General features: G+C 71.1%; 16 protein-coding genes and 1 pseudogene. 5 read left to right on the plus strand and 12 right to left on the minus strand.

The window, feature by feature from the left end:
* The first annotated feature begins 12 nt into the window (after nucleotides 1-12).
* Nucleotides 13-2,484 (plus strand): serine/threonine protein kinase, encoded by a 2,472-nt coding sequence (locus OV079_RS49940; RefSeq protein WP_267777537.1) that lies wholly within the window; start codon nucleotides 13-15, stop codon nucleotides 2,482-2,484.
* A gap of 104 nt (nucleotides 2,485-2,588) precedes the next feature.
* On the opposite strand, the gene OV079_RS49945 is transcribed toward OV079_RS49940, so the two are convergent.
* The 5 genes and pseudogenes from OV079_RS49945 to OV079_RS49965 all read right to left on the minus strand — a co-directional run bounded on the left by OV079_RS49945 (nucleotide 2,589) and on the right by OV079_RS49965 (nucleotide 7,113).
* Entirely contained in the window at nucleotides 2,589-3,260 is a 672-nt protein-coding gene (locus tag OV079_RS49945; protein ID WP_267777538.1) for a hypothetical protein, read from the minus strand.
* A gap of 126 nt (nucleotides 3,261-3,386) precedes the next feature.
* Nucleotides 3,387-3,716 (minus strand): adenylate/guanylate cyclase domain-containing protein, encoded by a 330-nt coding sequence (locus OV079_RS49950; protein WP_267777539.1) that lies wholly within the window; start codon nucleotides 3,714-3,716, stop codon nucleotides 3,387-3,389.
* A gap of 64 nt (nucleotides 3,717-3,780) precedes the next feature.
* Nucleotides 3,781-4,572: pseudogene (locus tag OV079_RS49955) on the minus strand (adenylate/guanylate cyclase domain-containing protein); the annotation flags it as partial.
* Between the two features lie 529 nt (nucleotides 4,573-5,101).
* A complete protein-coding gene (locus tag OV079_RS49960) occupies nucleotides 5,102-5,803 on the minus strand; it encodes a beta/alpha barrel domain-containing protein (protein ID WP_267777542.1) in 702 nt (233 codons plus the stop codon).
* Nucleotides 5,804-6,093: 290 nt separating this feature from the next.
* Nucleotides 6,094-7,113, minus strand: coding sequence for a WD40/YVTN/BNR-like repeat-containing protein (locus tag OV079_RS49965; protein WP_267777544.1), 1,020 nt, complete (start codon nucleotides 7,111-7,113; stop codon nucleotides 6,094-6,096).
* A gap of 1,155 nt (nucleotides 7,114-8,268) precedes the next feature.
* Here OV079_RS49965 and OV079_RS49970 point away from each other — a divergent pair.
* Nucleotides 8,269-8,856, plus strand: coding sequence for a helix-turn-helix domain-containing protein (locus OV079_RS49970; protein ID WP_267778831.1), 588 nt, complete (start codon nucleotides 8,269-8,271; stop codon nucleotides 8,854-8,856).
* A 156-nt stretch (nucleotides 8,857-9,012) separates the two neighbouring features.
* On the opposite strand, the gene OV079_RS49975 is transcribed toward OV079_RS49970, so the two are convergent.
* Nucleotides 9,013-9,405, minus strand: coding sequence for a hypothetical protein (locus OV079_RS49975; protein ID WP_267777545.1), 393 nt, complete (start codon nucleotides 9,403-9,405; stop codon nucleotides 9,013-9,015).
* A gap of 399 nt (nucleotides 9,406-9,804) precedes the next feature.
* Between OV079_RS49975 and OV079_RS49980 the strand changes: the two genes are divergently transcribed.
* Nucleotides 9,805-10,092, plus strand: coding sequence for a hypothetical protein (locus OV079_RS49980; protein WP_267777546.1), 288 nt, complete (start codon nucleotides 9,805-9,807; stop codon nucleotides 10,090-10,092).
* Between the two features lie 144 nt (nucleotides 10,093-10,236).
* Here OV079_RS49980 and OV079_RS49985 read toward each other — a convergent pair whose 3' ends face one another.
* The 3 genes from OV079_RS49985 to OV079_RS49995 form a co-directional block, all read right to left on the minus strand.
* The gene (locus OV079_RS49985) at nucleotides 10,237-10,617 is read right to left on the minus strand and encodes a hypothetical protein (protein ID WP_267777548.1); all 381 of its coding nucleotides are present in this window, start codon (nucleotides 10,615-10,617) and stop codon (nucleotides 10,237-10,239) included.
* Nucleotides 10,618-10,798: 181 nt separating this feature from the next.
* Complete coding sequence (locus tag OV079_RS49990; RefSeq protein WP_267777549.1) at nucleotides 10,799-11,092, minus strand: hypothetical protein; 294 nt, start codon at nucleotides 11,090-11,092, stop codon at nucleotides 10,799-10,801.
* A 1,009-nt stretch (nucleotides 11,093-12,101) separates the two neighbouring features.
* Nucleotides 12,102-12,434 (minus strand): rhodanese-like domain-containing protein, encoded by a 333-nt coding sequence (locus tag OV079_RS49995; protein WP_267777551.1) that lies wholly within the window; start codon nucleotides 12,432-12,434, stop codon nucleotides 12,102-12,104.
* 946 nt (nucleotides 12,435-13,380) lie between these two features.
* Here OV079_RS49995 and OV079_RS50000 point away from each other — a divergent pair.
* Entirely contained in the window at nucleotides 13,381-16,842 is a 3,462-nt protein-coding gene (locus OV079_RS50000; RefSeq protein WP_267777553.1) for a BRCT domain-containing protein, read from the plus strand.
* Nucleotides 16,843-16,861: 19 nt separating this feature from the next.
* On the opposite strand, the gene OV079_RS50005 is transcribed toward OV079_RS50000, so the two are convergent.
* Together OV079_RS50005 and OV079_RS50010 are read right to left on the minus strand one after the other, a co-directional pair.
* Nucleotides 16,862-17,197 (minus strand): hypothetical protein, encoded by a 336-nt coding sequence (locus tag OV079_RS50005; RefSeq protein ID WP_267777556.1) that lies wholly within the window; start codon nucleotides 17,195-17,197, stop codon nucleotides 16,862-16,864.
* A 124-nt stretch (nucleotides 17,198-17,321) separates the two neighbouring features.
* Entirely contained in the window at nucleotides 17,322-18,605 is a 1,284-nt protein-coding gene (locus tag OV079_RS50010; RefSeq protein WP_267777558.1) for a sensor histidine kinase, read from the minus strand.
* Nucleotides 18,606-19,184: 579 nt separating this feature from the next.
* Between OV079_RS50010 and OV079_RS50015 the strand changes: the two genes are divergently transcribed.
* Nucleotides 19,185-20,750, plus strand: a complete 1,566-nt coding sequence (locus OV079_RS50015; RefSeq protein ID WP_267777561.1) for a leucine-rich repeat domain-containing protein — start codon at nucleotides 19,185-19,187, stop codon at nucleotides 20,748-20,750.
* 57 nt (nucleotides 20,751-20,807) lie between these two features.
* On the opposite strand, the gene OV079_RS50020 is transcribed toward OV079_RS50015, so the two are convergent.
* Nucleotides 20,808-22,400 (minus strand): cytochrome c family protein, encoded by a 1,593-nt coding sequence (locus OV079_RS50020; RefSeq protein ID WP_267777563.1) that lies wholly within the window; start codon nucleotides 22,398-22,400, stop codon nucleotides 20,808-20,810.
* Between the last annotated feature and the right edge of the window lie 3 nt (nucleotides 22,401-22,403).

The raw sequence follows: 22,403 nt of genomic DNA on the forward strand, positions 1-22,403 counted from the left end.
CTGCGAGCGCCCGTGCCCGAAGCCTTCGCACCCGCCGTCGGCCACCGCTTCGCCGGCCGCTTCGAGCTGCAGGCGCTCCTCCGTGGCAGCGGGCCCGCGCGCGTGTTCACGGCCTCCGACGGGGGCGCCCGGCCGCTCGTGCTGGTGCTGTTCGATCCGTCGGCGTGTACCCCGGGCGCCTGGTCCGGGCTGCTACGAGTCGTCCACGCGGCGTCGGAGGCCAGGCTCGTCGGCATCGAGCCGCTGCGCAACATCCCCACGACTCCGCCCGATCCGCCGTTTTGCCTCGCCGATCCGCCGGTGGGCTGGAGCTTCGATCGCCTGCGCCAGGGCGGCCCGCCGGCGTGGCAGAAGCAGGCCGCGCCGCCGTGGGAGCGGGCGCTCCGCCTCGGCGAGCGCGCCGCGGCGATCCTCGGGGCTGCCCACACGGCGCTCGGGGTCCCGCATCGGGCATTGACGGCGCAGCGCCTCGTCGTCACCGAGGCCGACGAGCTGCTGATCCTCGACTTCGGCGTCGGCGAGCTCGAGCCGAGCGCCGGTCGGCCCGACGACTGCGGCTATCGGGCGCCCGAGCAGGCCAGCTCCCGCGGCGATGTCCGCAGCGACGTCTTCTCGCTGGCGTCGGTGCTGTTCGAGCTGATCGCGGGCGAGCGGCCGTCGCCGCGGATGCCGGCGCGGCTGCGGTCGCTGGTCCCGGGGGTGCCGCAGGCCGTCGACGAGCTGTTCGCGGAGGCGCTGGCGGTCGAGCCCTGGCAGCGCTACGCGGACATGGGCGAGCTGCGGGAGGCCCTGCGCGACGTCCTCGGCCTCGGACCCGCGCCCGCGGCGTCGTCGTCGGCGCCGGTGGTCCAGGTGATGCCGCCTCCGGCCGAGGCGGCGACAGCGTCGGAGGTCGACCTCTCGCGCAGCGACCTGCCGGTGTTGCCCGGGTCGCCGAGCACGCCTGCCCCCGTGACCGCGGGGCCGAGCCTCGGGCGCTCGAGCCTGGGGTCGCCAGTCGCAGCGCCGACGCCGGAGTTGCGGACGTCGGGCCCGTCGATCGTGTCGGCGCCGCCGGGCGGGGTCGCAGCATCGACGCCGGCGCGGTCGATGGTGTCGGCGGCGCCGGGCGGAGCGACGACGATGGAGCTGCCGTCGCGGTCGAGCGTGTCGACGGCGCCGGGTGGAGCGACGACGATGGAGCTGCCGTCGCGGTCGATCGTGTCGACGGCGCCGGGCGGAGCGACGACGATGGAGCTGCCGTCGCGGTCGAGCGTGTCGACGCCGCCGGCCCCCGAGTCGACGATGGAGCTGCCGGCGCGCTCGATCGAGTCGACGCCGCCGGGCCCGGAGTCGACGATGGAGCTGCCGTCGCCTGCGCGATCGATCGTGTCGGCGCCGCCGGGCGGAGAGTCGACGACGGAGCTGCCGTCACCGGCGCGGACGATCGCGTCGGCCTCGCCGGAGGCAATCGCACGGGAGCAGGCGGCGTCGGGCCTGGCGCGCTCCAGCGTGTCCCCGACGCCGCGGCGCGGGCCCGTCCTTCCGTCGCTGGAGTCGTCAGGGTCGCCGAGCCCGGCGCGCCCCAGCGCGTTTCCGACGCCGCGGGGGCCCCTCCTGCCGCCCCTGGAGCTGTCGGGGTCGTCCGGCCCTGCGCGCTCGAACGCCACGACGCCGCGGCGCGGGTCGCTCTTGCCGCCGGTGGAACCGCTGGCGGTCACGCCGATGCCGACGCGACCGGCTGCGAGCGTCGACCCGTCCGCGAGCACCTCCGCGAGCAACAGGACGGAGATCGATTGGACGCGGCCGCGCCCGGGGACGCCGCAGCCGGAGAGCCCTCGCCCGCTGAGGTACTCGAAGCTGGTGCAGCCGGACGCCGACGAGACCCTCGTCCCCGAGGCTGCGTCGGACCGGGACGACCCGCCGGCGGCGAGGACGGAGACGCTGCCGGAGTCGTTCGTGCAGGCGGCGAGGACGGAGGTCTGGCCGCAATCGTTCGCGCAGGAGGCCGCGCCGGCCGCGAAGACGGAGGTCTGGCCGCAATCGTTCGCGCAGGCGGCCGCGCCGGCCGCGAAGACGGAGCTCGTCCTGCCATCGTTCGCGCAGGCGGCGAAGACGGAGAGCGTCCCGCAGCCGATGGCGCGCTTGCGATCCACGGGCGACGCACCGGCAGCGCGGACGGAGATCTTCGTGGCCAGTCGGCCCGAGCGCACCGAGATCTTGCAAGGCGACGTCGCGCTACCGGCGGCTCGCTCCGAGCGCACCGAGCTGCTGTCGGCCGGGCCGTCCGTCGTCGAACCACCGCAGCTCGGGCGCGCCGTCGCCGACCCGAGCGCCGCGGTGCCCCGCCCCGCGCAGCCGAGGTCGACGCCGAACGCCGCGCGTCAGCCGGCGCCTCGCGCAGCCTCCCCGGCGAATTCGTCCGGGCCGCCGATCAAGCTGCTGCTCATCACCGTCAACGCGGTGCTGCTGGTGGTGATCGTGCTGGTCCTGGCGCTGCGCTGACGCCGGACGATCAGCCCGGCGCGTGAACAATCATGATATGTCCGACGGGACATATCATCTCACATCGCAATGTTCGATAGGACATGTCTTTTAAAACATGTCTTTCAGCGGCGGAACGGCAGCGCCTTGTACTGGGCGACCACGGCTTGCTGCTCGTGGACGACGGCGAGCAGGCGCTGCCAGCGGGCGTTGGCGTCGGCGAGGGCGGCCACGCGGTTCGACAGGGCCGCGTGGCTGGCCTCGACCGCCTCGAGCTGCATGGACGTGCGGGCGCCGGCCAGCCAGGCCACCGCGGGGGCCATCATCAGCATGAAGCTCATCCACAGCGACAGGCGGAAGTAGCCGCCGACGCCGGGGACCGCGGCGGCGCAGATGAGGGCGAACACCAGCGCGCTGACGCCGAGCAGCAGGGCGACGGGGCCGGCGATCTGGACCAGGCGGAGGACGCTGGGCGGCGGGGGCGGGCTGTCGCGGCGGGCCGCCACCAGGCGCACCGAGACCTGGCGCGATGCACATGTCTCTTGGGACATTTGCTCGGCGTAGCACTGGGCGCTGACCACCGCGGAGAACTCCCCGCGCGACACCGACAGGCGGACCCCCTCGACCAGGCCGTTCAGCTCGGTGGCCTCGGTGCGGAAGCCCTCCGACGGCGGGAAGTGGGTCTGGCACGCGTTCTCGACGGTGTCGGCGACGCTGCGCACGAGCTCGCCGGCCTGACGCACCGTCCATGCGGGGCGCCGGACCGCCCACTGGTAGTTCAGGTCGCTCGTCCCCATGACAGATCTTTGTACTCGCAGGCGAACACTCCGTCCACCGCGGGCGCCGCGGACGCGAACGCTCCGGCGAACGGGGCCGCGCGAGCAGGCGCGCCGGCGAACCGCGGCGACCCCGAACGTCCGCGATCAGGGCTGCAGGCCCAGCAGCGGGAACACCGCGGTGGGGCGCGATTTGCCCTTGAGGTGCACCGTCACCGGCGCGCCGACGCAGGCCGCGTCGCCGAGCAAGATCCGCGTGGCCTCGCTGATAAGCACGTCGGAGCCGACTTCCTTACACGCCGATTCGATGCGCGTGGCCGTGTTCACCGAGTCGCCGATGAGCGTGTAGTCGAGCCGCTGCGGCGCGCCGATGTTGCCCGCGATCGCCTCGCCGGTGTGGACGCCGACGCCGATCCGCAGCGGCTGGGTGCCCTCGGCCGCGAGCGCGTCGTTGAGCCGGGCGAGCCGGCGCTGCATGCCCAGGGCCGCGCGGGCCGCAGCGCGCGGACAGCTCGGGGGCGAGCCGGACCGGGGCGCCGAACACCACGAGGATCGCGTCGCCGATGAACTTGTCGATGAGGCCGCCGTGCTCCATGCACTCCTCGACCATCTCGGTGAAGTAGCGGTTCAAGATCCGCACCACCTGCTTCGGCGGCATGTGCTCGACCAGCGGGGTGAAGCCGCGGATGTCTGCCATCAGGATCGTCGCGGTGACGAGCTCGCCGCCGAGCTCGAGGCCGCCCTGCAGCACCACGTCGCGGACCTGGCGGGTGACGTAGCGAGTGAAGGCGTCCTTGATGAAGTCGCGCTCCTCGAGCCCGCCGAGCATGCCGTTGACGGCGGCGCTGAGCTGGCCGACCTCGTCGCCGCCGATCGGCAGGGCCCGCCGCGACAGTTGGTCCGGCGTCAGCGTGCCGACCAGGTCGGTCAGCTCGCGCAGCGGGTCGGTGGTGTGGCGCGTGACCAGCAGGCAGCCCGACAGGCTGACGAGCAGGCCGATCGCGGTGACGACCAGGATGTGCAGCGCCAGCGCCGTCGGCTCGTGGGCGGCCACCGCCGCGCTCGCGCCGCGATAGGCGAGGGTGCCCGAGATCACCGCGCCCGCCAGCTGCACGCCGACGATCACGATCGCCATCTTCGCCCCGAGGCCGAGGCGGACGATCCCGGGGCCGGTCACCGGCAGCATCGGGCTGCGCGCGATCAAGGCCCGACGCAGCGGGCGGGTCGCGGCGTCGGTGTACAGCCAGGCGAAGATCGCGTCGAGCACCGCGGCGAGCAGGCCGCCGACGGCGATGTGGAGGCCGAGCCACGCGTCGCCGGTGACGACGAGCATGATCGCGGCCGCGCTCAGGCCGACGGCGACCGCGGACAGGCCGATGAAGATCGACAGGCGGGCCGGCCACGACAGCGCCTGGCGCCAGGCGTCGAGGTCGACGCTGTCGCTCGGGCGGCGCAGCCACGGCTCCAGGCGATCGACGAGGCGGCGGTGGCGGAGGTAGACGACGGCGATCGAGGTGACGACGAGGGCAGCGAGGATGACGAAGAAATCTGGCAGGGCGTCCGACGGGAACTCGGCGGCGAGGGTGACGTAGTAGGCGCCGACGGCGGCGGCGGTCGAACCGATGGCGATGGCGCCCGCGAACACGCGCAGCAGCTGGCCCGGCGGCGGCAGCGGCAGGTCTGGCCTGGCGACGGGGATCGGGCGGGTGAGCAGGCGCAGGCGAGGGGAGGTGCCTGCGGGGTCGTGGGGGGGTCGTTCACGCGGTCGGGCGCAGGCGGGGGGAGGTGCCTGCGGGGTCGTTCAGGGGGTCGTTCACGCGGGCAGGCGGGGGAGGTGCCTGCGGGGTCGTTCGGGGGCTGGTTCACGCGGGCCTGAGCAGGGCGTCGTGGAATTCGCGGGCGAGGCGGAGCGGGTCGCTCGCGTCCTCGAAGAGGTCGGAGGGCGTGACGACGGTGTCGGCGCCCATGCGCAGCGCCTCGCGGCCGCTCGCGGGGTCGAACTCGTCGGAGATGACGAGGTGGAGCCCGGGCACCTGCTTGATCGCGGCGATCAGGCTCGGGTCGATCGCCAGCGCCGGATCCTCGTAGTCGAGCGCGAGGTAGCGGTAGCCGACCATCCGCGCGTAGCTGGCGTAGCCGAGGATGATCTTCGGCGACGGGACCAAAAACGCGTCGAAGTACCAGCGCGCGGTGCTGTTGCCCATGATGAAATAGGCCAGCGGGATGAAGTTGAGGCCGCGACGCGCGACCTGCATCGCGGTCGCCACCGAGCCGGACCCGAACGGGCGCGCGTAGTGCGAGTTGGAGTTCATCACGTCCGGCAGCAGCACGACGTCGGCCGGCGCCAGCGAGTCGGGGCCCGCCGGGTAGAGCACGACCTGCAGCCGGGTGTGCTCCTTGAGCCTCAGCGTCAGCCCCGGCAGGTCGGCCGCGCCGGTGCCCCCGAGCAGGACCTGGCGGTAGCCGATCCGCTCGAGCTCCCGATAAAAGGCGATGTCCGAGAAAGTGTCGGGGTCGAGCAGCGGGATGTAGCGCTCGAACACGAAATTGCGGTCCTGCTCCACGTCTGGGCCTCCGGTCCTCCGGCCCGCCGGGCCTTGCGGGCCCCAGGGTAACGCAACCGCGGTCGCCGCGGCCGTGCGAAAACGAGCGGCCTCGAGGTGGGGGCGTGGGTTCCCTCGCGTCCCGCGCGCGCCGATCGTGACAGTGGGTCGGCAGCGGCGGACGGGAATGTCGAGACGGGCGCGATTGTGGAGAGTGCGCGCGCGGTGCCGACAATCGCCGCGCGACGACGGCGCGCCCGAGGCCGACCCCCTGCAGCGCCGGCTCTGCTTCGTCGGCGAGCTTCGCTGCCTCAGTCGCAGGTCATGCAGGGGCGCCAGACCTGGAGGCCGCCTTCGACCAGCACGAACGGCCCGGAGTCGCCGAACATGGGGGCCTCGGTGAACGAGTAGACGCGCTGCTCGAGCGGGTAGGGCAGGCTCAGCGGATCGTCGGCGCGGTCGTACCAGTGCCACACGCCGCTGTCGGTCAGCATGCTGAGGGACAGCTGGAGCCGACCGTCGCGCGGGTAGAACGGGCCCATCTCGAGCTGCAGCAGCGGCTCCGGCAGGCCGATGTCGATCTCGCGCCAGCGCTCGCCGCCGTCGTCGCTGGTCCACACGACGCCGTCGACCCCGGCGATCACCGCGGTGTCCGGTTGCCTGGGATAGACGAGGAACTCGATCGCCATGAGGTCGACGGAGGTGCCGAGCGCGAGCGGGGTCCAGGTGTCGCCGTGGTCGAGGCTGCGCAGCACGGTGCCGCCGTCGCCGGCGGCGAAGCCGAGGTCGCCGGCGAGCGCGACGGCCCGCAGGGTCCGGTCGGTGCCGGTCTCGCGCGGGGACCAGAGGTCGAGGTCGGTGCGGGCGACGAGCAGCGCGCCGGCGTCGCCGACTGCCGCCGCGGTGGTGAAGGGGCAATCGATGTGGACGGCCCGCAGCGCGTCGCGGACCGGCGTGGCGGGTGTGGACCAGCGCTCGCCGTCGTCCTCGGACACGAGGATCGTGCCGCGATCGCCGACGACGAGGAGCGGACATTCGACACCGCCCGACGAGATCGCGGCGTAAAGGTCGACGCTGGTGCCGCTGGGGCGCGGCGCGTAGCGCAGGCGGGGGAACCCTTCGACCTCCTCGGCGACGGCCAGCGTCCCACCGGGCCCGACCGCGAGGTTGCGCGAGACGACCCGCAGCGGCGCGTCGTGGGCAGCGCCGTACCAGCGGTCGCAGTCCTTGTCCCAGGGGCACCAGTGGCAGGCGACCAGGGAGGCGCCCAGCCCGGCGAGGACCACCCGTGCGGCTCGCCTCCACCCACTCGATGCGGCACGGATCGTCATCCTCGCTGCTTCTCGTTCCGCTTGAAAGTATGCGGGGCCGAGGGCGGCGAAACAAGGCGGCCGCCAGCGGGCGCGTGGAGGCCGGCCTGTCGACGAGCATCGGATGAATCACCGAGCTCAGGTCGCCCTCGTGGTGGAGGCGGGGATCTTTAATGAAGGAGCGAAAACACCCAGGCTGCGCCGGGTGGACCATGGCCGGCCGGACATGGCGCGAGAGACAGGGCCGTTCGGGCAGGTGTTCGCCGCGATCCGGAGAATGTGACAAAGAATGGCGTGAGCGTTCTTCGGGTCCATCGATGTCACCACGCGGTGGCGCTATCTCCGGTGTGACACGCCGTCGGGAGCGGGCTTACAGGTAGCCGCCAGGGTAACGGCCAGGCGCGAATACAATGCACATTTACGCCGGCGGGCGGCGAGCCCGACGCGAATCCGATTGCGCGAAAGCGGTGGGGCGTCGGGGCCGGGGAGCCTCGGCGCGGCCTGGATCGACGAATACGTCGTTCCGACGGAATCATATAAGGCGACACGGCGTTCGCCCGCTCGGGGGCGTCCCGACGGCGCCCGCGCTGGTTTTGCAGGCAACGGGCCGGGCGCCTGCTTGACTCCTATGGGCATTCTGCGAACCTCGTGTTGTCGTCTCGCCCGAATCGTTCGGGACGGCGGCGCTCGCTTGAAACGAGCCTGGAGGTGACCTGTGCGCGCGGCTCGATCGGGGTCGATGATGGCGGTGGTGACGGCGGCGCCCGCGAGTCGTAGCGAGCCGCCGGCGAGATTCAGTGACAGATCGGCGGCCCTGTCGACATGAGAGGATCATGTCGATCCGCCGGAGAGCTTGCGACATCCCCGCGATGGCCCGCTTGAGACAAGCGACGGGGCTCGCCGAATATCGAAGCGCACCGACCGGCTCGTACGTGGTGTCGAGCTCGTTCGTGGTCTGGTGCGCCGATCCGCGGTTCTACGGTATGGCCATCTGGGGCCGCCCCGAGGAGGCGGAGATCCGGCGGCTCTGTCCGCTCCTCGACGTGGAGGTGCGTCCGGAGGCCATACCACACGCCTCGCTCGTCGATCTGCGCCGGCTACAGAGCGTCGATCCGCTGGCGTTCGCGGCGTTCGCGACGCATTTGCAAGCGCGCGCCGCTCTACCGCGAGTTCGTGATGTGCCAGGCGCGGGTGCGGCCGAACGGCCTGCCCGGCGCGATCGTGGCCGGCTTCGACAAGGTGGTCCGCCCGGCGCACCCGGTCGCGGTTCACGAGTCTCCCGGCGAGGCGCTCGCGTGGCTCGGCCGCAGCGATCGCGCGGACCTGATCGAGGAGCTCGAGGAGATCGTGGCCGCGGCGATGGGCGAGCTGAATTGCGTGCAGCGCCTGCGGCGGGTGCTCGTCCCGCCATTGTCGGAGGTGACGCTGGAGAGCGCGGCGCGGCAGCTCGGGCTGTCGACGCGAACGCTGCAGCGCCGGCTCCGCGACGAGGGCACGAGCTTCCAGGCGGAGCACGCCGCGGCGCAGGTGCGCGCCGCGCAGGTGTTGTTGCGAGATCCGTCGCTGACCCTGACGACGATCGCCCTCGAGGTGGGTGCGAGCTCGCTCGCCAACTTCAGCACCATGTTCCGTCGACACACCGGCGAGGCGCCGAGCGAGTGGCGAAGGCGCGTCCGCGGAGCCGCCGACGCGGGTCCGAGGGCGGGGGCCGCGGGCGCGATCGAAGGCAGCTTCGACGGTCGCGCGGGCGGGCGAGGCGCGTGACGCCGCGCGCCAGGTCATTGTCAGCCTGTCCCTGCCTCGAACTCGAGGAGCCGATCGATCATCGGCCTCGCAAGCAAAAAGTCCCGTGTCCGGGTCGACCGGGGCACGGGACGGTTGCCGCTCTTCTGGTCGAGAGCTTCGGGCCTGCGGGTCGACCTAAACGCCGCCGCTCCAGTCCACGTTGCACATGATGCATTGCGTCAGGACCGCGCACGGGCCCGGCGTGAGCTCGGGGTCCAGACAGGAGTTGTCGGCCTTTTCGCACTGGAACGGAGTGGGTTTCCACTGCGAGCAGGGCGTCAGGAACGAGGGGTCGCCGGCGGCGGCCAGGTCGAACTCGGCCTCGAGGGCGCTCTCGGCGTCCTCGTCGTCGCTCGCGGCCTTCAGGGCCCGGGCGGCGTCCGCGTCGTCGAGCAGGGCCTCCTCGGCCTCGGCGGCGCCGTCGTAGTTGGAATCGCAGCCGGCGAAGGACACGGCCGAGAGCATCAGGGCAAGGGCAGGAAGGATGAATTTCATGAGATGCCAACGCTTCTCGCTCACGTCGATCACGGGGCTCGCGTGAGCGCTGTGGAACGATTCCCCGTGGGAATTACAGTAGCAGGTCACTCGTCGTACCGACTTCTGCGATCCCGCCAATCGCTTCTGCGATCCCGCCATCGATGCGACGGCGCGCAGGTCCGATGCGGGTCCGATTGCGCGGAGGGCATGCCGTCGGAGTCTTCGAGATATGGCACAGATCGCCGCATACGCCGTTCCGATGCAATCGCAGGAGGATCGCCGCGTTCGAGCGCCAGGGGCCGCCCCGAGGGCGCCGGCGGCGGTTTGCAGGCAACGGGCCGCGAGCCCGCTTGACTCCTATTCTCATTCTGCGAATCTCGTCTTGTCGCCTCGCCCGAATTGTTCGGGGCGGCGGCGGTTGCTGAAACTACTGGAGACTTGGAGGTATCTATGCGTCTTTCTCAACTGTGGTCGATGATGGCGGTCGTGGTGGCGTTCGGCGGGGTCGGTCTGGCGTCCCAGACGGCGGCGGCGATTTGTTGCAGCGCGCCGATCTGCCAGCGGGAGGAGCCGCCTCCCCTCTGCGGCTGGTGCGACCTCGAGTGCGTCGAGGGCGAGCAGATGTCGGCGGTCCCCGAGCTGGTGTACGACGAGGTCGAGGGGCTCTGCTACGAGACCGACGGCGCGGAGGCGGTGCCCTGCGAGAGCGGCGATTCCGCCGGCGAGCAGGCGAAATGAACGATCGCAGGCGGAGGTTCCGCCGCGCGGCGGACAGGGCCTGACGCGCTCCGGCGCGCCGAGCAGAGATTGGCTTACTCCGACGAATCCCCGGATTCGTCGGAGTCTTTCGGCACTGGGTCGATGCGGAGCGACGTAGGCGCCTCAGAAGGGCAGGACTCCGGGGAAATGGCGCCTTCTCGACGCGTCCAGCCGGCGGAACAGGTCCCGGTATGGGTGCGTGGGAAACCTCTGCTCGTCGATGATGCATCCGCCGGCGCGCTTGTCGACGAAGCGGCCCCTGGAGGTCTCCAGGGTGAGCGAGATCGTCGAATCGACGACCTCGGGGCACGTGGGCTCTTTCGAGCGGAGCGCGGCCCGGAAATCCGGTCGATCCACGATCTCCAGCACCGCCTGGAATTCATCGGACGTGAGACGCTCCTGCCGGGACTGCGCGTAGTTCTCGAGGCGGATCATGCGGGAGCCGGTGACGGTGGTCCGCCACCAGCACGGTTCGGTCCCCGGGCAGGCGCCGGCCTGCTCCATCGAGACCTCCAGCACCCTTCGGTGGGGCGGGCGGCGACGTCGTGAGCGCAGCTTGCCAGGCTCATCGACAGGATGGCTCGTGCGACGAAGGCTCGGGGAGACATGGGGCGGTCCTCATGATGGGGACTGGTTGGCGGCGCGACCGGGCCGGCGCGCCGGTCCGGTCGCGGGGCGCGCGAGGCTAGCCGGCGTCCTGGCCGTCGATGCAGTTGTGGTTCAGCATGGTCTCTTCCTGGGTGGTCGAACCGCCGAACACAGACGCGTTGGTGTTCGCGATGTAGTCGCGGACGTTGACGCCGTTCGCGTCGCTCTCGTTCGTCTGCCCGTTCCCCGTCCCGCCGGGGAAGGCTCGCAAGGCCGAAACGATGAGGTAATAGCCCCAGTAGTCGTTGTCGTCGGCGCCGCTGGGGGCCGGTGTCGCGGCCGTCTCGTTCGTGGCATCGGCCATGTCCCAGAAGGCCTTCGTGGCTTGCAACGCGAGCCCGCGGTTGGCCGAGCAGACGGCGGCGTGCGGCGCCGGGTTCTCGAATTGTAGCCCCAGAGGGTCGGCTGAGCGTTCTCCCGGCCCGGGTCGTACCAGCTTGCCGCCCCGATATAGGTGGCCATCCCCTCCTGGCTCGCACAAGAATCGAATTCATCGCTCGCCAGGCTCCACCCTGCACCGTTCTTGCTGCAGTCGTCGTGCAGGTTGTCCTGCTGGAACAATTGCATATGGATCGTATGCCCGAGCTCATGGGTGACGCGGACCCCGTCGTCCGTAAAGACGCCCGGGAGCCGGATCTCGGTGCGGCTCACGGCGCACGCCGTGGGGCAGGTGCCCGTGAGGTCGGGGACCTTGATGTGCACGTTGTCGGTCATGAGGGACGCGAAGGCCTCCAGCCCGTGTTGCGCCGAATCCAGCACCATGGCACGCGTGGCGACGTCGGAGTTGACATCGATCGAGGGCAGGAGCCACGTGCCGAGCGGATGCGTCCAACACTCCACCCCCGCGCGGCAGTCCTTGGCGATGTATTTGTCCGGCTCGCCCACCTCGCCGTTTCGCCACCAGACGTCTCGATGCGGCTTGCCGTCGGACTGGACGGCGACGACCTCGCGCGTGTTCCCGGTGTTGCGGACCGCGTTGACGTATCGGGCGTACACATCGGGGTTCGACTCGTGCTCCGCGTTCGCCGTGGATTGGTGTCCCATTCAAAGGTGTAGCAGGTCTGGTCGTAGTTGTACAAGTAGCGCCCGATGCGCTCGTCGGACCCGTCGGCGTCCTTGTCCCACAGCTCGAGGATCGCGCCCAGGTGGGGGAGGTCCTTGCCGGGGTTGCAACCGCGACGGTGGCCCGTCTCTCCCGCTACGGCGCAATTGCTCGAGGTTCGATTGTCGCGGAAGCGCAGGTCCAGGCAAACTGTCCGGGGGCGGCCTGCGCGCTGCCGGAGAGCAAGATGAATCCAAGCGCGGTGAGTATGGTTCGGTTCGTCATCGGATCTTTCCTTTCAAGGTTGCTGGTCCATACCGGCGAGCTCAGTGCTTCGCCGCGCCGGCGCCGCCACCGTCGAATCGGAGGCCACCTGGCCCTGCTTCATCTCGCCCGGGTCGCGCCTTTCCACGGCATCGGTGTACTCTGCAGACGAGATGATTCGCAGCTTCCCTGCAGAGATCTCGAAGTACCGGGTGTCCCGGACCATCAAGGGCTTGCCCGCCGGATCCTCGCCGCGGATCCTCGCCGTGGCCTCGACCGTATGGGCATAGACGCCGGGCTCCAGGTTCTTGATCGCCGGCCGGGTCCCCGGGATACGCACATAAGGCTCTTCCTCCTCCGCCGACAAGTGCTGGGTCGGAATTCGTCCTGTAGGAGCCGCTCGCCCCTCGATTCGACGACGGAGGTCGCCTTCACTTCAGCCACCTCGCCCGGATCCGCCACGACGGCGAAGTTGAGGAGGGCGGCTCCTTTCGCCTCGGGCGGGCTCGTCCGCTCGATCTTGACGGGTTGTTGGGGGCCGATGGCCAGAGCCGTCGCCGAGCCGAACGTGACGCCGACGATTGCTGCCAGGACGAATTGGCCGATTGAATTCGTAGGGTGCTGTGTCTCATTTCCGAGTCCTGATGTTCGAGTGACGCTCGCGAGGTAAATCGGTGGACGCAGGCCTCGGCCGGCGCCCCCGCTCAAGCGAGCGCAACTATCAGCATGGTCTGAATGGGCGGGGTGTCGACCGGCGCTCCGGCCATTTAATACATTCTCAACAGGCGCGGCGAGCGAGGCGCCGAAGAGCGGAGACATATGCGCGACGCCGGGGCGCCGAGCCTCGCCGCGTCCCCGCTCGAGGTGGAGGTTGGCGACGCGCCGGTCGAACCAACGGAATCGCGAAGCCGAAGGTGCAGAGCGCGGCACTCACGGTCACTGGGGCTCGCCTTCGTGAATTCGCGGCGCCGTGACGGGCGCCGGTCGCCGGCGGCCTTCGTCGCGGGAGATCGGCGCGACCGGCTGGTGCATGGAGAGCAGTGCCGCAGGCGCCGTTTTTCGCGCGTCGTCGTCACGGTGGACTCCGATCCCTTGGCACGGCGAGGCGGGCGTGCCGGCACCTGAGTGCCAAATCGACGAGATGGTGGGCGCCGCCAGAGATTGAAACGGGCAGCCCCGCTCGTCACGGTAGCCCCGCGTCCGGGATACGCAGGCTGCGGCCCGGTGACAGGTAGGGGGCGGATGTTCAGCGTCGATCGTTGGGCTGGCGCGGGTGATGGATCGGGGGCGCGAAAACGGGTACATCGAAGGCGATGGCCATCGATGTCCGCGGCAAGACCGTCGTCCTCACCGGGACCTTCTCCAAGTTGAAGCGCGCCGAGGCGGAGAAGCAGCTGGCGGCGCTCGGGGCCAAGATCGGCGGCAGCGTCGGCAAGTCCACGCACATCCTGTTCGCCGGCGAGAAGGCGGGCAGCAAGATCGACGCGGCGGGGCGGCTCGGGATCACGGTGCTCGGCGAGGCGGAGCTGATGGAGGTGCTGGCCGGCGAAGAGGACAGCGACGGGGCGGCGGCCGACGCGGGGGTCTCGAGGTTCGCCGGGCTCGAAGGCGACGCGCCCGGTCCGGCGCTGGCGGCCGCGATCGAGGCGCTGCCGTGGGACGACTTCTCCGCCGACCGCGACCTGCCGCCGCTGCGCGAGGCGCTGTACGCCCACGAGGAGGCGCACGGGATCACTGCGGCGCACCGGGCCGCGACCGCGCGCCTGCGGCCGCACACGGCGCTGGGGCACGCGCACGGGCACGACGTCGAGGTCGAATGGAGCGAGCTGTCGCCGGACGGGCGCTTCCTCGCCACCGGGTCATGGGTCGGCGACGACTACGGCCGCGGCGGGGTGCTGCAGATCTGGGACGTCCGCGCCGGGCGCTGCGTGAACCTGCTGCGGATCCACGGCGGCGTCGGCTGGCCCGATTACGCCGGCTGCATTCAATGGCGGCCCGACGGCAAGCGCGTGGGCCTGGCGTTCGACACCAACGGGGTCGGCAGCTTCGACCCGTTCGGCAAGACGGGCGAGCCGGATTCGTGCGCGTACGTGACCGACGGGTGGAGCCGGCCGCCGTCGTGGGCGTGGTCGCCGAACAGCCGCGACGTGTACATCGCCTGCTGGGGGCCGAACCTGGCTCTGGGGGCGATCGTGCCGCTGGTCGGGCGCCGGCCGCAGCCGCGCTGGTGCGAGTCGGCGGGGCTGAAAGATCCGGGCGACCCGAACTCGGAGCCGCGGCTGCAGCCGCTCGCGGGCATCGACTGGTCGCACCCCGATCGCATCGTCGGTTACAGCGGGTGGTCGCAGCTGTTCGCGCTCGACGCGAAGACGGGGAAGATCGCGTGGGAGGCGAAGGCGCACGAGCCGGTGTCGTTCTCGCCCGACGGGACCGAGTTCGCGATGCACCCGGCGGGGATCGTCTATTACGACGCGAGCACCGGTCTGCCCAACGGGAAGTTGCCGATGCACGTGGGGGCAGCGTCGCTGATCTATTCGCGCGACGGGTCGCGGCTGGCGGCGATCGTGCAACCGGGGAACAAGTGGGGCGCGGATCCGGGGATCTTCATCTACGACCGCGGCGAGTATCGCTACAGCCCGGACGTGCCGGCGCTGAAGAGCGGCGAAGACGAGGACGAGGGCGAGAAGTACGGCTTCTCGTGGCGCCCCGACGGCCGCGCGGCGGCGATCTCGGTGAAGGGGCGCCTGCAGATCTGGGAGCTCGGCGACAAGCCGAACCGCCTGCTCGACATCGCCGAGCCGAGCGGCGGCGTGGCGTACGGCGACGGGGTGCTGGTCTGTCACTCGGCGAAGGGGCTGGCGTTCCTGCGCGACCGCGACGGCGCGGAGATCGGGCGCTTCCAGCCGGCGGTCGAGGCCAGCGGCGAGAGCCCGCTGATGACCGACGGCGACGATCACGGGTCGACGTGGTTCTGGAACCCGGCGTTCCCGCTCGACCGCGAACGCGTGGCGGCGGCGCTGCCCGAAGGAGTGGTGATAGGTCCGCCCGAGGCGAGCGCGACGGTGGCGGAGGTCGACGGCAAGATCGCGTGGGTCGTCGAGCGCAAGTGGGCGTGGCCGTGGCGCTGGGGCGAGGCGAAGGTGTGGCCCGACGCGGCGACGGCGGCGAGCGATCCGGCGGCGCCGGCGGCGTTCAAGCGCAAGTTCGGCAAGAAGGGCAAGGCCGGCGCGCCGGCGCGCGTGGCCAAGGTCAAGTGGCCGCCGCTCGGCGGTTCGATCGACGACGTGGCGGCGCTGGTCGAGCAGGGAGTGCAGTCGATCGGCGACTCCTATCACGGCAATGATTACCGGCGAAAGCTGGCCGAGCGGATGATGGCGCTGGGGCTGTTCGACCGCGCCGCGGAGGCGATCGAGGCGCGCGGCAATTGGAAGGAGTGGACGGACCCATGGTTCGCGGCGCGGGCCCACGCGGAGACGGTGGTGGCGGCGCTGACGTTGCGAAAGGAGGGGCCGCCGCTGACGGACGTGCAGACGGGGATGTTGCGCCGCTGGCTGCGTGAGGCGGAGAAGCTGCTGAAGCGGAAGGAGGCCAAGGCGCGCTCGCCGGCGCCGCCGCAGGCGATGATCGGGGCAGGCTGGGTGCTGCTCGGCGAGAAAGCGGACGGCGAGGCGCTGCTGGCCTCGGCGATCGCCAACGCCGATCCGGAGCACAACGCCAGCGAGAACCGGCGCGTGGTCGCGGAGGCGCTGGCGGCGGTGGGACGGATCCGCGAGGCCATCGACGTGCTCGCCGACGGCGAGAAGCAGCCGTCGTGGACCGAGACGCGGGGCGCGTTCTCTGCGATCTGTCCGCGCGCGTCGGCGGCGGAGCTGAAGCACCTGGTGACGAAGATGAAGGGTCGCGGGGCGCACAACGAATTCTCGCTGCTCGACCGCGGACTGGAGCGACTCATCGCATTGAAGGAGTGGGACGCGGCGCGCGCGTGGCTCGAGGAATTCGACGGGCTGTCGAAGTCGGCGGGGCTCATTCGCCTGATGACCGCGATGGCGGTCGCGGGCGAGCCGGGGCGCGCGGAGGCGGTGGCGAAGGACGTGCTGGCGCCGAAGTACACGAGCTGCGCCGAGTTCCTGCTGGCGCTGGCGCGCGTCGCCCCGGCGCAGGCGGCGGGGCACTTCGAGAAGATCGCCAGGGCGTCGAAGCTGCACAAGGAGGGCGACCACGCGTTCCTCCGCAACTTCGCCGGCGCGGCGGCGCGGCTCGGGCGGCTGGAGGCGGCGGAGAAGCTCGAGCGACAGGTGGAGACGCCGCTGGAGCGGTTCGAGGTGCGCGCCGGGGTGCTGGCGGAGCTGGGCCCGGAGCACGCGCAATGGCAGGAGTGGTTCACCCGCGCGCGCGAGGAGCTGCCGAAGCAGCGCAGGACGAGCCAGAAGCTGGCAGGGCTGGCGGCGCGCGGAGGGCTGACGGAGGTCGCCGCGACGCTGCTCGACCAGGCGATCGAGCTGGCACGCGCCGAGAACTACCCGGACATCCAGCTCGAGGAGGTCTCGGCGGTGCTGGCGGAGTACGGCGATCTGGCAGGGGCGCACCGCGCGTTCATGGCGATCAGCAAGGGCAAGCGCTCGTATCGCAATCAGCCGCTGCTGGCGGCCTGCCAGGCGCGCGGGCTGTGGACGGCGGCGCTCGAGCTGCTGCGCACGATGCCGCAGGACCTGAACGGCGGGCCGTCGCGCGGGCTGCAGATGCTGCTGACGCAGACCGACCGCGACGGATTTTGAAGAATAAGCGGCCCTCGCGTCATTTCGGCGGATCGAGGGCGGCCAGCTCGGCCTCGATCTCCGCGTACGAGCGGCGATCGGTGGTCGATAGGTCGACCTCGAGCGCCGGATCGTCCGGGAACTCCTCGTCGGTCAAGAAGCTGCGGTCGGCCACGTCCTCGCCGGTCGCCCATTGATGGTGCTCGACGCAGTCGCCGCCGCGCTTGTGGTGGTGATGGCCGTCGACCGAGTCGGTGGCCCACACGCCGTGACTGCAGTCGTGGCCGAGCTTGTGGTGGTGATGGCCGGCGTTGTCCGAGGTCGCCCACCAGCCGTGAGGGCAGTCGCTACCGCGCTTGTGGTGATGATGTCCCATCGCTTCCTCCGACCCCCAAGCGTTGCGCGGGCCATCGGCGCCGCACCTCGTCCCACCGGGTGATCGTGGCCGCGGTTACGGTCGAGGCGAGGAAATGCGCAGGCGGGCGCAGCGGCGCGGCGCGTCAGCCGGCGAGCGCGGCGGGCACGTCGCCGGCGACGGGCTCGGCTTGCGGGGCGACCGCGGCGTCGGGCGACCAGCGGCGCGGGACCGTGAGCGTGAAGGTGGTGCCCACGCCGACGGTGCTGTCGACGCGGATGGTGCCGCCGAGCAGCAGGACGATCTCGCGGGTGAGGGTGAGGCCGAGGCCGGTGCCGCCCTGGCGGCGCGTGGGTGAATCGTCGACCTGCACGAAGGGCATGTAGATCCGCTCGAGGTCGTCCTCGGCGATGCCGATGCCGGTGTCGACGACCTCGAACTCGAGGCACGACTCGCCGCGAGCGATGCGCTTGCCCACCCGGAGCTCGATCGTGCCGCGCTCGGTGAACTTGCAGGCGTTGCTGAGCAGGTTGAGCAGGGCCTGGCGCAGGCGCTGCTCGTCGGTGAACACGGCCCCGGAGGCGGCGCCCACCAGAATGAAGGTGTTGCGCTGCGCGGCGGCGAGGGGGACGGCGAGGCCCTGCAGGCGGGCGAGGAATTCGCCGAGGTCGAACCAGTCGGCCCGCACCTCGAGCTTGCCGACCTCGACCTTGGAGAGGTCGAGGATGTCGCTGATGATGGCGAGCAAGTGCTGGCCGGCGCCGTGGATCTTGCCGAGGTCGGCGCGCACGCCGGCGTCGTCGGCGTCCTCCTGCAGCAGCTTGGAGAAGCCGATGATCGCGTTGAGCGGGGTGCGCAGCTCGTGCGACATGTTGGCGAGGAACACGCTCTTGGCGCTGTTGGCCAGCTCGGCGCGCTCGCGGGCCGTCTTGATGTCCTCGACCGCACGCGCCTGGCGGCGGAACAGGTCGCGGCTGCGGGTGGCGTCGATGAAGGCGGCGATCGCCATCGTCACCAGCAAGGCGTCGAGGATCATGAGCTTGCCGAAGTTGTAGTACGGCCCCGCGGCGCTCGGCGGCACGAACACGAGCATGAGGGTGGTGAGCCCGAGGTTGAAGCCGAGGATCCACCAGATCAGCCGCGGACGCAGGGCCAGGCCGGAGATGATGACGCCCAGGGCCATGAACCAGATGCCGTCGTTGAGCTCGCGGAAGCGGAAGAGGACGGCGATCGCGACGCTGGCGCTGAGGTTGGCGCTGACGAAGATGCCCGCGAGGTCGACCCATCCGCGGCGCGCGAGCAGGACGCCGAGGGTGTATTGGCGATCACCGAGGCGAGCACGACGAAGCTCATCGGCAGGTCGCCGGCCGGGTCGGCGAGGACGATCGGAATCGCCAGGAGCACGGTGATCGCGGCGAAGGTGATGCACAGGGCGATGAAGGAGCGAGCCCGCCGCACCACGTCGTGATCGTGGCTGCGGACCGCGAATAGCCCTCGTAGCAGCGGGGACGAGCCAGTGGCAGATGGGTCGGGCATGCCCGGAGGGTCAGAGTGCCATGACGTCGCGTGAGGCGCCACGGACAAGTGTCCGATGGAGATGATGCAAATAGCAGGAGTCGCCGCAGAGACCGGTAGATTGATGGCAGCGGAGGTAGGCGCGTCGCGGTGCGTCGCCGACGCTCACACACGACATTGGCTTCGCCGACGTGATTCGTAGGTCCGCGTCCGCGGAGGGGCGGTGAATGGTGGTGGGGCAGACCCGCGCGGGACTGGAGGTGGGCAACGCAGTCGCCAGCCGCCCGCGCGCGTCGTTCCGCGGCGAGACGCTGTCGCTCTCGCCCGGCGAGACCATGCAGGCGCTGCGAGCATTCGTCGGGCCCGGTGCTTCGGTGCATGGCCTTCAGGACATGTGGATGCAATCGCCGGCGAAAGGCTCGCGCGGCGGCGCGGGCTCGCTCGCTTCGCCGGCTCGACAGCGGCGCGGAGGGCCGCTACGCTCGAGGTCTCGATGCGCGGCTCTTCTTGGTGGTCCGTCCTGGTGTTCGCGCTGGCCTGCGTCCCCCAGGGGTCCGACACGGACGCGTCGACCGGCGACGCGAGCGGGAGCTCCGGCGCCACCGCGACGAATACGTCGACCGCGGCAGACACGAGCGCGCCGACGTCGACCGGCGACGCGACCAGCACCGGCGCGCCGCAGCCCGTCTGTCCGGTGGGCGACGTCGAGGTCGAGGGCCAGGAGGAGCTGCTCGCGCTCACCGGTTGCACCGAGATCTCGGGGGACCTGGCGATCCGCGGCCCGCTCACCGATCTCGCGCCGCTCGCGGAGCTGCAGCGCGTCGACGGCCTGCTGTCGATCGACACTCGCTCGGGGGAGCCGCTGGCGTCGATCGCCGAGCTCGCGGGCCTCGAATCGATCGGCGGCCTGGGCCTCGTGGGCCTCGGGGTCACCGACCTCGCGCCGCTCGCCGGGCTCACCGAGCTCCCCGGGGTCCTCGGCATCAGCGACTGCGAGGCGCTGCGATCGCTCGAGGGCCTGCACAACATCCGGCGCGTGGGCGGCGGACTGGGGATCGGCCATTGCCCGCAATTGGTCGACCTCGAGGGTCTGCGCGGGATCGAGCGGATCACCGGCGACTTTCGCCTCGACACCCTGCCGATCGTCGACCTCCACGGGCTCGAGGGCGTCGCGGCGATCGAGCCCGCCGACGACGCGCCGATCGAGGTGACCTTCTTCGACCTGCCGCAGCTCGGCTCGGCCGCAGGGCTGTCCGTCGTGTGGGACGAGCGCCACGAGGTCGAGCTGCGCAACACCGGGCTCCCGGACCTCGCGCTGTTCGCCGGCACGGAGGCCCTCGGGTCGCTCGCGCTGTACTTCAACGCCGAGCTGGCCGACCTCGGCGGGCTCGAGGCGCTGACCGAGATCGCCGGCGAGCTGTCGTTCATCGACAACCTGAAGCTCGACGACATCAGCGCGCTGGCCGGCTTGCAGTCGGCCGGCGGGTTGAGCTTCGGCGGGGACGAGGAGGGCCTCGACCTGTCGTCGTTCGCCGCGCTGACGACCCTCGGCAGGCTGTTCTGCCAGAACGGCAAGATGACCGACCTCGGCCCGTTCCCGGCGCTCGTGCAGGTCGGCTCGCTGTGGGTGCGCGATACGGAAAAGCTGATCTCGCTGTCGGGCCTGGCCGCGATCACCAGCCTCGACGCGCTCCGGCTCGACGGCAACCAGGCGCTCGTCGACCTCGCGGGCCTCGGCGCGCTGGCCCACGTCGCCGGGGACGTCGAGATCCTCGACAACGACCTCCTCACCGACCTCTCGGGCCTGTCCGCGCTCACCGCCATCGACGGCCGCGCCGTGGTGGTCGGCAACGCCTCGCTCCTGCACGCCGACGCCGAGGCCTGGGCCGCCGCGATCGCCGTCGGCGGGGTCCGCAAGATCGGCGACAACAAGAACGGCCCGCCGCCGCAGGACCCCTGTCCGTGGCACGAGGACGGCGAGTGCGACGAGGTCGGCTATTTAAACCTGTGCGCCCTGGGCAGCGACGGCTGGGACTGCTGCCCGGGCGCGTGCCGATGACCCTTCGGGCATGTCGCATGGGACATGCCCGAAGGGTCATTCATGGGTGCCTGAGGGTCACTCGATGATCCGTCGCAGGGGCCGGTAGCCTGCCTTGACCGCGGCGGTCTTGAGCGGCTTCGGCTTGCCGGCCGTGACCGGGTGCGCGTCCTGCAGCGCGAAGCTGAAGTCCGACGGCAGGGTGCTGCTGCCCGAGATGGTGGCGTACTGGTGGCAGTCGATGCACTTGCTGCGCTGGTCGTAGGTCTCGAGCACCGTGTTGGCGAGGTTCGAGTCGGGCGACGGGCTGTTGAACACCTGCGGCACGGCGACCGGCTGGCTCGATTGCGGCGGCGGGTTGGTGCTCCACTGCACCGCGACGACCTGGTAGTTGAGCCACACCGAATCGGGGTAGGTGGCGCGGATGGTCGTCCACGCGGTCTGGTTGACGGCCTGGGAGTCGCTGCCGACCGGGGCCAGGCGGGTCACGCGGATCGGCGCAGGGGCCGGGCAGCCGTCGCCGATCCAGTACTGCGGCGGCAGGTTGGCGTCGCAGCCGACCGTGACGCTCGCCTGGTCCTTGTATTGACAGGCGGCGGGGACCTGGACGGTGCGCGGCTGGCAGCTCGGGTCGTAGAAGTTCCAGACCTTCTGGGTCGTCGCGGCGTCGGCGACGTCGGGGGCGTTGTCGACGTGCTCGAAGGTCGCCCACACCCAGGTCGGCTGGGCCTGGGTCTTGTGGATGACGTGCAGGCCGACGAGGGCGACGGTCAGGGCCTGGCACTTCTGGGTGGCCGGATCGACGACCACCGCCTGCGCCAGCTTGTAGCGGTTCCACTGGGCGTCGTCCGGGTTCGGGACCTCCATCCAGGCGGCCTTGAGCTCGAGGGCGCCGACCTCCGAGGGCTGGAAGGTGCCGATCGGCAGGGCCAGGGCGGTGCTCGGGTTCTTCTGATAATAGGCGGCCTGGCCGTCGCGGTTGTAGAGCTGGTTCTGCACAATTGCGTCGTACTCGTCCTCGCTGACGCGGACCTCGTACCAGACGTTGTTGCCGCGGACGTCGCCGAGCCACGCGGGGGCGTTGCGCGGGGCGGCCTGCTGGCCGTCGCCGGACTCGAACTCGCTCGAGAACTTGGTCGACATGGTCAGCGGAATCGCTGCGCGCGCGGCGGCGGCGGTCATGCCCGCCTCGGCGAGGCACTCGGGGGTGATCGTCGGCGGCGTGCCCCACGGCGGCGGGGCGCTGCCGTCGGGTCGGAACAGCTGGTTGCTGCTCATGTAGCCCTGCCACGCGACCGGGCCGGTGTCGCCCGGGTCGCCGAAGCCGACGCCGCTGGCGACGGGCCAGTTGAGGGCGATGAACTCCTGCCAGCCGAAGCAGTTGGCGTCGGTGTCGTTGCTGCGCGGGTAGATGTCCGGCGGGACGGTGCCGTTCAGCTGCAGCGGGTAGGGGCAGGCGCCGGCGGCCGCCGCGTTGGTGGCGGTCGCCTTGGCGTCGGGCGCCTTGGCGTCGGGCGCCTTGGCGTCGGGCGCCTTGGCGTCGGGCGCCCCGGCGACCGCCTTCTTCGCCGCGGGCTGCTCGCGCGGCGTGGCGGCGGGTTCGGCGGGCTCCTGCCCGGCGCCGCAGGCGAGCGGGCCGAGCAGGGCGAGCAAGAGTGGTCTTGAAGACATGGT

Source organism: Nannocystis pusilla (genome assembly GCF_026626665.1).
GTDB classification, from domain to species: domain Bacteria; phylum Myxococcota_A; class Polyangia; order Nannocystales; family Nannocystaceae; genus Nannocystis; species Nannocystis pusilla.